Annotated in this window: 14 protein-coding genes and 1 pseudogene; 5 read left to right on the top strand and 10 right to left on the bottom strand. The window is 71.2% G+C overall.

What is annotated here, in order from left to right:
• Positions 1–44: 44 nt before the first annotated feature.
• Entirely contained in the window at positions 45–788 is a 744-nt protein-coding gene (locus AB0J68_RS14335) for an enoyl-CoA hydratase/isomerase family protein (protein ID WP_354853502.1), read from the bottom strand.
• A 28-nt stretch (positions 789–816) separates the two neighbouring features.
• Positions 817–1,674, bottom strand: a complete 858-nt coding sequence (locus tag AB0J68_RS14330) for a 3-hydroxyacyl-CoA dehydrogenase family protein (protein ID WP_354853500.1) — start codon at positions 1,672–1,674, stop codon at positions 817–819.
• 179 nt (positions 1,675–1,853) lie between these two features.
• Here AB0J68_RS14330 and AB0J68_RS14325 point away from each other — a divergent pair, with 179 nt between their 5' ends.
• Positions 1,854–2,156, top strand: a complete 303-nt coding sequence (locus AB0J68_RS14325) for a hypothetical protein (protein ID WP_354853497.1) — start codon at positions 1,854–1,856, stop codon at positions 2,154–2,156.
• 46 nt (positions 2,157–2,202) lie between these two features.
• On the opposite strand, the gene AB0J68_RS14320 is transcribed toward AB0J68_RS14325, so the two are convergent.
• Complete coding sequence (locus tag AB0J68_RS14320) at positions 2,203–2,982, bottom strand: class I SAM-dependent methyltransferase (RefSeq protein ID WP_355064650.1); 780 nt, start codon at positions 2,980–2,982, stop codon at positions 2,203–2,205.
• A 53-nt stretch (positions 2,983–3,035) separates the two neighbouring features.
• Here AB0J68_RS14320 and AB0J68_RS14315 point away from each other — a divergent pair, with 53 nt between their 5' ends.
• Positions 3,036–3,425 carry a PPOX class F420-dependent oxidoreductase gene (locus tag AB0J68_RS14315; protein WP_234583170.1) on the top strand — a complete coding sequence of 130 codons (390 nt, stop codon included), beginning with the start codon at positions 3,036–3,038 and terminating at the stop codon, positions 3,423–3,425.
• Positions 3,426–3,491: 66 nt separating this feature from the next.
• On the opposite strand, the gene AB0J68_RS14310 is transcribed toward AB0J68_RS14315, so the two are convergent.
• Together AB0J68_RS14310 and AB0J68_RS14305 are read right to left on the bottom strand one after the other, a co-directional pair.
• On the bottom strand, positions 3,492–3,701 hold the full coding sequence (locus tag AB0J68_RS14310; RefSeq protein ID WP_007073996.1) for a BldC family transcriptional regulator: 210 nt from the start codon (positions 3,699–3,701) through the stop codon (positions 3,492–3,494).
• A 250-nt stretch (positions 3,702–3,951) separates the two neighbouring features.
• Positions 3,952–4,791: a hypothetical protein gene (locus tag AB0J68_RS14305; protein ID WP_234583169.1), complete on the bottom strand. Its 840-nt coding sequence runs from the start codon at positions 4,789–4,791 to the stop codon at positions 3,952–3,954.
• Positions 4,792–4,985: 194 nt separating this feature from the next.
• Between AB0J68_RS14305 and AB0J68_RS14300 the strand changes: the two genes are divergently transcribed.
• Both AB0J68_RS14300 and AB0J68_RS14295 read left to right on the top strand, forming a co-directional pair.
• The gene (locus tag AB0J68_RS14300) at positions 4,986–6,068 is read left to right on the top strand and encodes a Glu/Leu/Phe/Val dehydrogenase (RefSeq protein ID WP_355134085.1); all 1,083 of its coding nucleotides are present in this window, start codon (positions 4,986–4,988) and stop codon (positions 6,066–6,068) included.
• Between the two features lie 307 nt (positions 6,069–6,375).
• Positions 6,376–6,591 (top strand): DUF3073 domain-containing protein, encoded by a 216-nt coding sequence (locus tag AB0J68_RS14295; RefSeq protein ID WP_007454329.1) that lies wholly within the window; start codon positions 6,376–6,378, stop codon positions 6,589–6,591.
• A 143-nt stretch (positions 6,592–6,734) separates the two neighbouring features.
• On the opposite strand, the gene amcA is transcribed toward AB0J68_RS14295, so the two are convergent.
• The 5 genes from amcA to AB0J68_RS14270 form a co-directional block, all read right to left on the bottom strand.
• Entirely contained in the window at positions 6,735–6,971 is a 237-nt protein-coding gene (gene amcA / locus AB0J68_RS14290; protein WP_354853483.1) for a multiple cyclophane-containing RiPP AmcA, read from the bottom strand.
• The gene (amcB, locus tag AB0J68_RS14285; protein WP_354853903.1) at positions 6,940–8,043 is read right to left on the bottom strand and encodes a cyclophane-forming radical SAM peptide maturase AmcB; all 1,104 of its coding nucleotides are present in this window, start codon (positions 8,041–8,043) and stop codon (positions 6,940–6,942) included. The genes amcA and amcB overlap by 32 nt, the downstream gene beginning before the upstream one ends.
• A gap of 126 nt (positions 8,044–8,169) precedes the next feature.
• Positions 8,170–9,324, bottom strand: a complete 1,155-nt coding sequence (purM, locus tag AB0J68_RS14280) for a phosphoribosylformylglycinamidine cyclo-ligase (protein ID WP_354853480.1) — start codon at positions 9,322–9,324, stop codon at positions 8,170–8,172.
• Positions 9,325–9,385: 61 nt separating this feature from the next.
• Positions 9,386–10,924, bottom strand: coding sequence for an amidophosphoribosyltransferase (purF, locus tag AB0J68_RS14275; RefSeq protein WP_354853477.1), 1,539 nt, complete (start codon positions 10,922–10,924; stop codon positions 9,386–9,388).
• Between the two features lie 168 nt (positions 10,925–11,092).
• A complete protein-coding gene (locus AB0J68_RS14270; RefSeq protein ID WP_354853900.1) occupies positions 11,093–11,416 on the bottom strand; it encodes a sterol carrier family protein in 324 nt (107 codons plus the stop codon).
• A gap of 190 nt (positions 11,417–11,606) precedes the next feature.
• Here AB0J68_RS14270 and AB0J68_RS14265 point away from each other — a divergent pair.
• A pseudogene (locus AB0J68_RS14265) lies at positions 11,607–12,556 on the top strand (carboxypeptidase regulatory-like domain-containing protein); the annotation flags it as partial.

Here is a 12,556-nt window from a genome sequence, read left to right as displayed (position 1 = left end):
CCGCACCGGCTTCGGAGCCGGTGCGGCCGTCCTTCGTTTCCGCCTCAGCGGGCTCGGCGGCGCTCCAGGAACTCGGTCATGCGGCGGTGCTTCTCCTCGTCCTCGAAGAGCACCGCCTGGCTGACCAGGTCGAGCTGCGGATGTGCGGCGGCGGGCGCGTCCACCGCCAGCTTGGTGAGGCGCAACGCCAGCGGGGAGCCCTGCGCCATCTCGTCGAGCAGCCCGTGCGCCACCGTCAGCAGGTCGCCGGGCTCGTCCACCACCCGGTTCACCAGACCGATGCGCAGCGCCTCGGCGGCGTCCACCCGCCGGCCGGTGAACAGCAGTTCCTTGGCCCGGCCCTCGCCGATGAGGGCGGGCAGCCGGTGGGTCGCGCCCGCGCCGGCCAGAATGCCCAACCGCACCTCCGGCTGGCCGAAGACCGCCCGCGCCGTGCACACCCGCAGATCGCAGGCGTACGCCAGCTCCGCGCCACCGCCCAACGCCGGGCCGTCGACGGCGGCCACGCTCGGCATCGGCAGCGCCCTGATCCGGGCGAAGGCCGCCGAGTTGATCGCGGCCAGCGCGTCCGTGCGGCCCCGTTCGCGGAGCTGACCGATGTCGGCGCCGCCGGCGAAGATGCCCTCCGCGCCACCGGTCAACAGCAGCAGTCGGGGGTGCGCCTCCAGCTCGGCGCAGACCTGGTGCAGCTCGGCGATCAGGTCGGCGTCGATGGCGTTGCGCTTCTCGGGCCGGGCCAGCGTCACCACGAGCCGATCCGGCCGCTCCTCGATCCGCAGACCGCTCACCGTGCCCACCCTCCGTTCACCACCGCGCTCACCGCTTGACCCCGCCGTCCCAGTGGTAGAAGCCGTGCCCGGACTTCTTGCCCAGCCGGCCGGCGGCCACCATCTCCACCAGCAGCTCCGGCGGCGCGAAGCGGTCCCCGTACGCGGCCTGGAGGGTGCGGGCGATGTCCAGCCGCACGTCCAGGCCGACCAGGTCGGTGAGTTCCAACGGCCCGATCGGGTGTCGGTAGCCCAGCACCATCGCCTTGTCGATGTCGGCCGGGCTGGCCACCCCGTCGGCGACCATCCGGATCGCCTCCAGCCCCAGGGTGACCCCGAGCCGGGAGGTGGCGAAGCCGGGCAGGTCGCGTACGACGACGGGGTCCTTGCCGAGCCGGCCGGCGAGCGCGACGGCCGCCGCGGTGGTCTCCTCGGCGGTAGCCGGGCCAACCACGATCTCCAGCAGCGCCATCGCCCAGACCGGGTTGAAGAAGTGCAGGCCGAGGAAGCGCTCGGGCGCGTCCAGGCCCGCGGCCAACTCGCCGATGGCGATGCTCGACGTGTTGCTCGCGAGCAGGGCCGGGCTCAGGGCGGCGGCGTCCCGCAGCACCGTCCGCTTGAGGTCGAGCCGCTCCGGCACCGCCTCCACGAGCACTCCGGGAGCGGGGGCGACCTCGGCGAGGCTCGGGCGCAGCGTCACTCGCTCCCGGTTCGCGGCGGCCTCGTCGGCGGTCAGCTTGCCGCGCTGCACCGCCCGCTCCCACAGGTCGGCGAGCCGGGTCAGCGCGGTCGCGCCCCGGGCTGGGTCCACCTCGACCAGCTCGACGGCGTGCCCGGCTCCGGCCGCCACGTACGCGATGCCGAGCCCCATCGTGCCCGCACCGACGACCACGAAACGATCGTTCATCACGCCTCCCTGTCCGCCCCGGTGGCGCGCGGGGTCCCCGCCACGCCGGCCCGGGTGCTCGGCCCGCTCCGCTCGCTCATGGTGCGACCCTAAACAGCACGACGAACCCGCCCAGGCTTGGGGGAGCGCTCGATCGGGTACGTACGGCCTGTCAACCCAGAGGGAAGGACCGCATCGAGATGAGCCAGGCACCGGAGAGCGTCACCACCGGGGAGAGCACCAACTCCGAGACCGTGGAGACCCGGGGCGACGAGCGGGTCGACCTGCTGCGCGCCGACACCAACAACGACGGCAAGACCGACGTGTGGGTGGTGGACACCGACGGCGACGGCAAGGCCGACCTGTTCCAGTTCGACACCGACGGTGACGGCAAGGTGGACATCACCATGGTCGACATCGACGAGGACGGCACCCCCGACGAGGTGGTCGACGGCGATGGCGGCCTCCCGCCCGAGCAGCTGCCCCCGACCGTCCAGGTCTGATCTGCCGAAAAAAGGGGGGCCCTCCGACGAGGGTCCCCCTTTCCGGTCAGCCGGCGAGGCGCAGGGTGGCCAGGTAGTAGGGCGCGTCGCGGTCGTCCACATCGGTCAGCTGCCAGTCGCTGCCGTGCACCAGCTCGGCGAACTCGTCCGGCGAGCAGACCAGATAGTCGAACCACTCGGTGCCCAGCTCCCGGTAGCGCAGCCGTAGTCGCAGCTGGCCACCGAGCCGGCCCCGGCGGCGGTTGCGCTCGTGATAGCCGGTGTGCAGCGGGTCGCGGGTGCCGTACGGGTTGGTGCCGTGCGCGATGATCTGCGCCCCCGGTCGGGCCAGCGCGGCGAGCGCGGCCAGGAACACTGGTGCCCGCTCCCGCCCCTCGAACAGCCCGAGGTTGTTGCCGAGCAGCAGGAACGTGTCGTACCGCTGGCCGTCGGCGACGTGCGTGTCCACCGTGCCGTGCACCAGCCGCCGTACGCCGCGACGCCCGCTGACCGCGAGCGCGCCCGCCGACGTGTCCAGCCCGGTGACCGGCACGCCACGCTCCTGGAGCAGCAGCGCGATCCGGCCGGCCCCGGTGCCGACGTCCAGCGTCTCGCCCCGGGCCCGGTCGACGGCCCGGTGGTCGTACGGCTGCCAGTCGGCTGGCCCGTCGAGGTAGTGCGCGGCCGGAGCGCCGTTGATCAGGCCGTCGTCCCGTTCGATGATCTCGATGACCGGCCGGGGCAGCCGCCCGCCGACCATGGGCCGGGGCCCGACCCCGGTGGCCACGGCGAGCGCATCCCGCAGCAGTTCGCCGACCACGTCACCGATTAGAGGCTCCCCCGTCACGGGGTTCACGCTATCCGGCCACTGATTGCCCGCGGCGGCCGTATCCTGGCGGCGTGACCACGCTGGACCGGCTGTCGGCCGAGAAATATCTTCTGCTCACGACCTTCCGCAAGGACGGTCGGGCGGTGCCGACCCCGGTCTGGGCGGTCCGCGACGGAGACGCGTTGGCCGTCTGGACCCGGGCCGACTCGGGGAAGGTGAAGCGGATCCGCCACAACGGCGAGGTGACCGTGGCCCCGTGTGACGTCCGGGGCCGGCCGCACGGGGCGGAGGTGCCCGCCCACGCGACCCTCTACGGTGGCCGCGACACGGGCCGGGTGCGCGACCTGCTCAAGCACAAGTACCGGCTGATCGGCCGCCTCAGCCTGCTCGGCAGCCGGCTGCGCCGCGGCGAGGGCGGCACGGTCGGCATCCGGGTCACGCTGACCGAGGGGCAGCGCTGAGGGCGGGCACGACAAAGGGCGGCGGATCGAGATCCACCGCCCTTTGTCGGAAAAACTCGTACCGGCTCAGTCGCCCTGCCGCTGCTGCGGGATCTGACCCTGCAGCAGCGCCCTGACCTCCGACTCGCGGTATCGACGGTGGCCACCCAGGGTGCGGATGGCACTGAGCTTGCCCGCCTTCGCCCACCGGGTCACCGTCTTCGGGTCGACACGGAACATCGACGCCACCTCGGCCGGTGTGAGTAGCGGCTCTGGTTCGTGCGTTCGCGATGCCATCGGTCACTCCTCCACATGTATAGACATCGGCCGGGGTCCCGCCGGCCGACGCGTCTCCCATGGTCCGGCTAGTCCCCGATGTCCGACATGGGCCGAACGGATGAAGGTCCCTAGACGGACGGATGAACCATGCCCGATTTTTACGACTTTTACACGGCAGAAACTACCTTATTCGGACTCATGATCACGGTTCGTGATGCGTCAACTACGAGCGCACCTCGCCTTGGGAGCGCTTCTGGGGTGAAATGCCCTAGTTGCACCGCTCCAGCAGCTGCACGGCACGCCACCGGGCCACCAACTTGTCGTACGCGGCGGACGCCTCCTCGGCCTCGCCGCGCGACAGCCCGGCAAGGCCACCGGCGACCAGCTCCGGCGAGTCGTCCGCGGCGAGGGTCTCGTCGGAGAGCAGGGCGACCAGGCCGCCGTAGTCCAGCTCCACCACCGAGCGCGGGTGGAACTCCTCCAGCCAGCGGGCCGCCTCCTCCACCGCCTCGGTGATCGGCGCCTCGCCCACCGACTTACGCAGCACCGACAGCGCCCGCGACGATCGGCGACGGGCCTTGGAGATCTCCGTCCGGTAGCGCAGCGCCCGCCGGCCCGGTTCGGTGACCAGGTCCCGTTCCGCCGGGTCGAAGAGCACGAACCACCGCAGCGGCACGCCCCAGGTGGCGATCTGCTCGTGCACCCGGGGCACACCGTGCTCCAGCACCCGGGCGCCGCTGCGCCAGTCGTCGACGACCGCCCTGGCCTGCCCGGCGAGCACCGGCGGCACGAAGGCGTCGGCGAGCACCGAGGGCACCCCGTCCCGGGCGTTGAGCGCCGCCTCGGCGACCCGGATGCGCAGGTTCCAGGGGCAGACCAGCAGGCCGTCGTCCGTCTCCAGGACGTACGCCTCCTCGGGCAGGTCGGGCAGCCGGGTCCAGCCCGCGCCCAGCGCCTCGATCACCGCCGTCCGCTGGCGGCCGGGCCCCTCGACCGGGGCGACCGCCCGCCCTTCGGAGACGTAGCGGCGCCAGTAGCTCTGCCGGTCCCGGTCGAAGGCGGTCAGCGGCTCGTACACGCGCAGGTAAGAAGCGAAGAGCGACGGCACCGCGCGATCCTCCCACGAACCGCACCCGTACGGGCCCAGCGGCCGGACCACGCGCGCCGCAACGTGAGATGACGCCGGCACGTCGGGCGGCCGCTCGGCGGCCGATACTAGGCTCGACCGCACCGGCAGCATCCCCGCCGGGGTCCACCAGGTCCGCGTCCCACAAGGAACGCACACCACCGTAGGAGCCAGTCATGGGCGTATTCGCGAGCACCGACGACCCGGTATCGACCGGTCACGAACAGGTCGTCTTCTGCCAGGACAAACAGAGCGGCCTGAAGGCGATCATCGGGATCTACTCCACCGCGCTGGGGCCCGCGCTCGGCGGCACCCGCTTCTACCCCTACGACAGCGAGGACGACGCGCTCGCCGACGTGCTCGACCTGTCCCGCGGGATGGCGTACAAGAATGCTCTCGCCGGGCTGGACCTGGGCGGCGGCAAGGCCGTCATCTGGGGCGACCCGGAGCAGATCAAGAGCGAGGCGCTGCTGCGCGCGTACGGCCGCTTCGTGGAGTCGCTGGCCGGCCGCTACTACACCGCCTGCGACGTCGGCACCTACGTCGCCGACATGGACATCATCGCCCGCGAGACCCGGTACGTGACCGGCCGCAGCGTCGAGCACGGCGGCGCCGGCGACTCCTCGATCCTGACCGCGTGGGGTGTCTTCCAGGGGATGCGGGCCGCCGCCGAGCACGTCTGGGGCACGCCGAGCCTGCGTGGCCGGCGCGTCGGCGTGGCGGGCCTCGGCAAGGTCGGCAAGTACCTGACCGGGCACCTGCTGGAGGACGGCGCGGAGGTGGTCGCCACCGACGTCAACCCGAAGGCCCTGGCCTGGGTGCGCGCGAACCACCCGCAGGTCACCCTGGTGGACGACGCCACCGCGCTGGTCGCTGCGGACATCGACGTGTACGCCCCGTGCGCGCTGGGCGGCGCGCTGAACGACGACACGGTGCCGGCGCTGCGCGCGAAGGTGGTGACCGGGGCGGCGAACAACCAGCTCGCGCACCCGGGCATCGAGAAGCTGCTGGCCGACCGGGGCATCCTCTACACCCCGGACTACGTGGTCAACGCCGGCGGCGTGATCCAGGTGGCCGACGAGATCGAGGGCTTCAACTTCGAGCGGGCAAAGCTGCGGGCCACCCGGATCTACGACACCACCCGCGAGATCCTGCACCTGGCGGACGCCGAGGGCGTGCCGCCGGCGGTCGCCGCGGACCGGTTGGCCGAGCGGCGGATGGCCGAGGTCGGTCGGCTGCGCACGATCCACCTGCGCTGACCCCTCCCGGAGCCGGAGGCGGATCGACCGAGATCCGCCTCCGGGCCTCCCGCGCCGGTCCGACTCGGTAAGCTGAGGCCGGGTCAAGTTTGGCGTGTTTTGTCCGGTGTCACGGGTGCTCTTCGTTCCGCTCCTTACCAGGTACACTGGGTGACGGCCGGATCGCCGCGACGCGCAGAGCCGGCCGACGGTAACCCGAGGTGCCGAACGATGGCATCCCCATGTACCGTAAGAGCCACGAGAGATGCCTGACGTCATCGGGGCCCGCCTTCGGGCTGCCCCGCATTCTGTGCGAGGGGGTCGAGCCATGGGGCGCGGCCGTGCTAAGGCCAAGCAGACGAAGGTGGCCCGGGAGTTGAAGTACCACTCCCCGAACACCGACCTCACCGCCTTGCAGCGCGAACTGGCGGGTGCTGGTAAGTCTGAGCACCACTTCGACGACGACTCGAAAGAGTTCGTCGACGACGATGATGAGAATCACGCGGACGACGACCCGGATCCCTGGGTCCGACCGACCCGCTGACCTCTCGACGCAGCTGAGCACGCGGTGACCCCCGCGTGCTCACGCATGTGCCCATCGGGAGCGAGACCGGTGCCGATCATCAGGGGCCTGCCCTGGCCGGAGGTCACTCCGGCCGGCCGACAGGCCCCTGATCACGGTCGGCCTCAGCGCGGGCGGTTGTTCCAGTTGTAGAAGGTCGGGATGTTCTCGAAGTGGTTCCAGGCGCAGACCGCGCTGACGCCGTCTCCGCCCGACACCTCCGCCCGCAGCCGCCGCGCGTCCTCGGCTTCCTGAAGCAGCGCGACGAGCCCGGGGGCGGCCTCCCGCACCCGCTTGGTCACTCCGTCCGGGGCGTCGTCCGCTTCGCGCTCAGGCCGCCGGTGACTGGTGGTCTCGGGCATGCTCCAACACTCCCTCCAATAGGCGGATCTTGCTGTTGCGGCAGTGCTCGGTCTCCGTACCGTCAAAACGCCCCAGCTCGAAGTAACGGTTGGCGGCATGACCGCCGCCGCAGAAGCCGAAGTACGGGCAGGACGCCCGGCACGCCTCCACGCCCCCCAGGAACTCGCCCACCCAGGGCGTCGACGCCGCGTCCGTCAGGATCCGGGCCAACGGAGTGGCCAGCACGTTCCCGCTGCTGAAGTCGCCGTAGTGCGGATCGGTGAACCCGGCCAGCTCCGGGGAGAGCACGGTCACCGAGCCGTCGTGCCCGATGGTCGGGATCGGGTCCAACCGACGGGGCAACACGCCGTCCGCCGCGCCGTCGAGCACCGCCGCCGCGTACCGCAGCGACCACTCGACCTCGCGAAGGTGGATCCGGGGCTCCTTGCGCCAGGCCGACACCAACTCGGCCCAGAACGCCGTCACCGCCGCCGCGTCATGGCTGTTGTCGCGGGTGTTGACGCCCTCGGTCTCCTCGATGTTGATGCCCAGCACGTCGCAGCCCAGCCCGAGGAAGTAGTCGTACAACTCGGCGGCGAGCCCCGGCGCCGGCCGGGACACCACGGCCAGCGCGGAGAAGGGCAGCCCGTGTCGGCGCAGCGCCGCCACACCGCGCAGGATCCGGTCGTACGCCGGCTGACCGCCACGGTTGACCCGGTCGCCATTGCGTTCGGCGGGCCCGTCCACGCTCACACTCACCCGCACCTCGTGCCGGGCGAAGAACGCGCACCACTCGTCGTCGATCAGCGTGGCGTTCGTCTGCACGTGGTGCTCGACCTCGGGCCCGAAGGGCGCGATCAGGTCGGCCAGGTGCTCCCGACCGGCGGCCAGCGGCTCGCCGCCGTGCCACACGACGGAAAAGCGACCGGCCGCCGCCCACGGGTTGACCGCCGCTGCCACCGCCTCGGCCACCGGCACCGACATCCGCCGGTCAGCGGCCCGAAACGGCAGGTAGCAGTACGCACAGTCGAGGTTGCAGAGGGTCGTCGGCTGCATGACGACGTACGACGGGACCGCGGCCAGACCGCGCATCCCGCTGAACGACGGTTCCCCCGCAGCCATCACCCTCCTCCGCCCAGCCTGAGCCCTTCAGGCTAGGCGGCACTGGCCACTCGGGTGAAGCCCTGATCAGGTGCCCGTACGATCACCGGAGCGTGATCATCCGCGAGTGTGCTGACCGACCATCTGCACGTTGCCGGTGCCTTCGATGATCTCGCCAGCCTGCCACGCCTCGACCCCACGGCCGGTCAGGGTGGCCAGCGCACGGTCGGCGTCCTCGGCCGAGACGATCGCGAACATGCCGACACCCATGTTGAAGGTCGACTCCATGTCGTGGTCGTCGATCCGGCCCTTCGACTGGATCAGGTCGAAGATCGGCTGCGGCTTCCAGGTGGACCGGTTGACCACCGCGTCGACGTGCTCCGGCAGCACCCGGACCAGGTTGCCGGGGATGCCGCCGCCGGTGATGTGGGACAGCGCCCGCACGTCGGCCTCGGCGATCAGCTTGAGGCAGTCCTTGGCGTAGATCTTGGTCGGGGTGAGCAGCTCCTCACCCAGGGTCCGCTGCCGACCGAAGTCGTCGATCACGATGTCCAGACGCATCCGGGCCGCGCCCAGCAGCACGTGGCGGACCAGGGAGTAGCCGTTGGAGTGCAGGCCGGAGGAGCGCATGGCGATCACCACGTCGCCCACCTCGACCCGCTCGGGGCTGAGGATGTCGGCTTCCTCGACCACGCCCACGCCGGTGGCGGAGATGTCGTACTCGTCCGGGCGCAGCACACCGGGGTGCTCAGCGGTCTCCCCGCCCAGCAGCGCGCAGCCCGCGTACCGGCAGCCGTCGGCGATGCCCGCGCCGATCTCGGCCACCTTGTCCGGAACGACCTCGCCGGTGGCGATGTAGTCGAGCAGGAACAGCGGCTCGGCGCCACAGGCCACCAGGTCGTCGACGACCATCGCGACCAGGTCGATGCCGACCGTGTCGTGGATGTCCATCTGCTGGGCGATCACCAGCTTGGTGCCCACACCGTCGGTCGAGGACGCCAGGATCGGGCTCTTGTACTTCTTCGTGTCCAGCCGGAACAGGCCGGCGAAGCCGCCGAGGTCACCCAGCACCTCGGGGCGACGGGTCTGGCGCACCTTCGACTTGAGCAGCTCCACCGCGCGGTCACCCGCGTCGATGGAGACCCCGGCGTCGGCGTACGAGACCGAGCGTTTACGGGCCTGACGGCCAGCACCGCCCGTCCACGGCTGGTGGTCGCCGCCAGCGCCGGTCGGGCTGCTTCCTGCGCCGCTGCGCTCGGACACGTGCGTCACGGTTCTCCCCTTTGTGGTTCTCGGTGCCGCGCCGGCGGTGGCCGGGCCGCGCCGGTTGGTGCTACGGGCGGTTTGCGGTCACGCCACCCGGAGTGGCGACGAGCGGGCCGAAGCTGTCCGGGGCTTCCGGCGTCGCGTTGGCGACCCGGCGGCCCACCCCTTCGAGGACGTGCTTGCCGATCAGGTTGCCGGCCGGCAGCTCGATCGGGTACTCCCCATCGAAACACGCCCGACACAGCCGGGTCTTCGGCTGCTCGGTCGCGGCGATCAGGCCAGGAAGCGAGACGTAACCCAGCGTGTCGGCGCCGATGGAACGCCGGATGCCGTCGTTGTCCAACCCGTTGGCCAGCAGCTCCGCCCGAGTGGCGAAGTCGATGCCGTAGAAGCACGGCCAGCTGACCGGCGGGGAGGAGATCCGGACGTGCACCTCCAGCGCCCCCGCCTCGCGCAGCATCCGCACGATGGCCCGCTGCGTGTTGCCGCGCACGATCGAGTCGTCCACGACCACCAGCCGCTTGCCGCGGACGTTCTGCCGCAGGGGGTTGAGCTTGAGCCGGATGCCCAGCTGGCGCAGGGTCTGCGATGGCTGGATGAAGGTGCGGCCCACGTACGGGTTCTTCATCAGGCCCGCGCCGTAGGTGATGCCGGACGCCTCCGCGTAACCGATCGCGGCCGGCGTGCCGGACTCGGGCACCGGGATGACCAGATCGGCCTCCACCGGGTGCTCCTTGGCCAGCTGACGACCGATCTGCACCCGCGCCGCGTGCACGTTGCGCCCGGCGATGGTGGCGTCCGGGCGGGCGATGTAGACGTACTCGAAGAGGCAGCCCTTCGGCTCCGGCGACGCGAACCGGGTGGAGCGCAGCCCCTCCTCGTCGATCGCGATCAGCTCACCGGGCTCGACCTCGCGCACCACGCTGGCGCCGACGATGTCCAGCGCGGCGGTCTCGCTCGCCACCACCCAGCCACGCTCCAGCCGGCCGAGCACCAGCGGGCGCACGCCGTGCGGGTCGCGGGCCGCGTACAACGTCGACTCGTCCATGAAGACGAAGCTGAACGCCCCGCGCAGCTGCGGCAGCACCTCGAGCGCGGCCGCCTCGACGGACAGGTCCGGATGGCTGGCCAGCAGCATGGTCACCAGCGAGGTGTCGTTGGTCGAGCCGTCCGCGACCAGGCCGCGCTCGGCGACCTCCTTCTCCAGCTCGGCGGTGTTGACCAGGTTGCCGTTGTGGGCCAGCGCGATGGTCGTGCCGGAACTTGTCGACCGGATGGTCGGTTGGGCGTTCTCCCAGTTGGAGGCGCCGGTCGTGGAGTAACGGGCGTGGCCGATCGCCAGGTGGCCGCGCAGGCTGGCCAGGGTGGGCTCGTCGAAGACCTGGGCCACCAGGCCGAGATCCTTGTAGACCACCACGCCCGAGCCATCGCTCACCGCGATGCCTGCGGCCTCCTGGCCACGGTGCTGCAGGGCGTAGAGGCCGAAGTAGGTCAGGTTGGCGACCTCTTCACCGGGGGCCCAGACACCGAAGACGCCGCAGGCGTCCTGGGGGCCGGGTCGTTGGGGGTCAAGGTCGTGGCTCAGCCGGCCGTCGCCTCGGGGCACTACCGCTCCCTCATGCTGGTCTGGACCGGCCTGGCGGGGATCACGGTGCGGATCCACACTCCTCGGCCGGGACCACTGTCGTCGCCTGACAGTGTACGCGAGTCGCCGTCGATACAGATAGTCACGATTTCCCTGCCGAGAGTCACGATCACTCGGACATCCGCGCAGCTAGAGGGGCAGGTACGCCGAGAGGTCCGCCCGGATGCCACTCACCTGAACGCGACCATCGGTGACCGCTTCGGCCCACGCGATCCGGCCGGTGGCCAGCCCCAACCAGGTCTGCGGGGACATCTCGACCACGTTCGGCGGGTTTCCCCTGGTGTGTCGAGGACCGGGAACGCACTGGATCGCACCGTATGGTGGGACGCGCACCTCCACCGATCGGCCGGGGGCGCGCTCCGCGAGGACGGCCAACAAGGACCGGACCGCCTCCCGGAGTACCGGCCGTTCGGGCGTACGACCCTCGTCAAGCGCCGACAAAGCCGCCGCCACGGCGGCGGACTTACTGTGCGGAGAGGACACGACGGGACGATACGACGCACAGGTGAAGCACTCGACGCTGGCCCTGGGTCGCGCCGATCCAGTCAGACAAGGCATAGTGGCCGACGGCGTATTCGTACCGTGATGATCCCCGGCCCGGCGCCCCGCCGGTCAAGGGAAGTCAGCCCGGAAGGCGGTGGACGTGTCAACACACCGACGTGCCTGGAAGCAGCGGGCCGGTGTGGTCGTAGCGCTGGTTGCCGGCGCTCTGCTCGCCGTCCCCGCCACACCAGCCCTGGCCGCAGAGGTCGACGTCTCCCCCGGCTCGGTCACCGTGAACGCCGGAAGCGACGCCACGATCACCGTGCGCGTCACTCCCGGTGACAACGACCGGAAGGCCAAGATCAGTCTCTCCGGCCTGCCGTCCGGCGTCAGCTGCGCCAGCGGCTGCGGCGACGTCGACTTCCCCGGCCTGGGCAACCCGCAGGCCAAGTCGGTGCTGGTCAGGATCGCCGCCAACGACAACGCCGGCGACGCGACCGCCACCGTCACGGTGGCCGTCGAGGCCGACTCCGGCCCGGACACCGCCACGGTCGCGCTGACCGTGAAGGGCAAGGCCGCGGCTCCGCCGACGCCGCAGCAGACGCAGACCGTGAAGTCGGTGTCCGGCAAGGTGGTCAAGAAGGCCGACAACACCGCGGTGCCGAATGCCTTCGTCGTCCTGCAGGACAGCGCCGGTCACCGCTACGACGCCCTGAGCGACGGCAGCGGCAACTTCCGCTTCACCGGAAGCACCTCCGCTCCGATCGCTCCCGGGCGTATCGACCTCGGTGCGTCCTCCGACAACATCAAGGCGTTCAAGAACTTCACCGCGAGTGCCGGGCAGTCCATCACCGGCCAGCGGATCAGCCTGGAGATCAAGGTCGAGGTGACGCCCAGCGCCACGCCGTCCGCCACCGCCGAGGCCCTCCCCACCGAGGAGGCGACCGAGGAGGATGGCGAGGAGCAGCCGTCCGAGGCGGCCAGCCCGGGCGCCCCGGCGAACGCCGCCAACGAGGACGACGGCGGCGGCTTCGGGTCGTACCTGATCATCCTGCTCGGCGGCCTGCTGGTCGCGGCCGGCGTCGGCACGATCGTGCTGCTCTGGATGAA

This window comes from Micromonospora sp. NPDC049580 (assembly GCF_040675595.1).
GTDB lineage: Bacteria > Actinomycetota > Actinomycetes > Mycobacteriales > Micromonosporaceae > Micromonospora.
The sequence above is the reverse complement of the archived record's forward strand: the minus strand, read 5'-3'. Positions and strand labels throughout refer to the sequence as shown.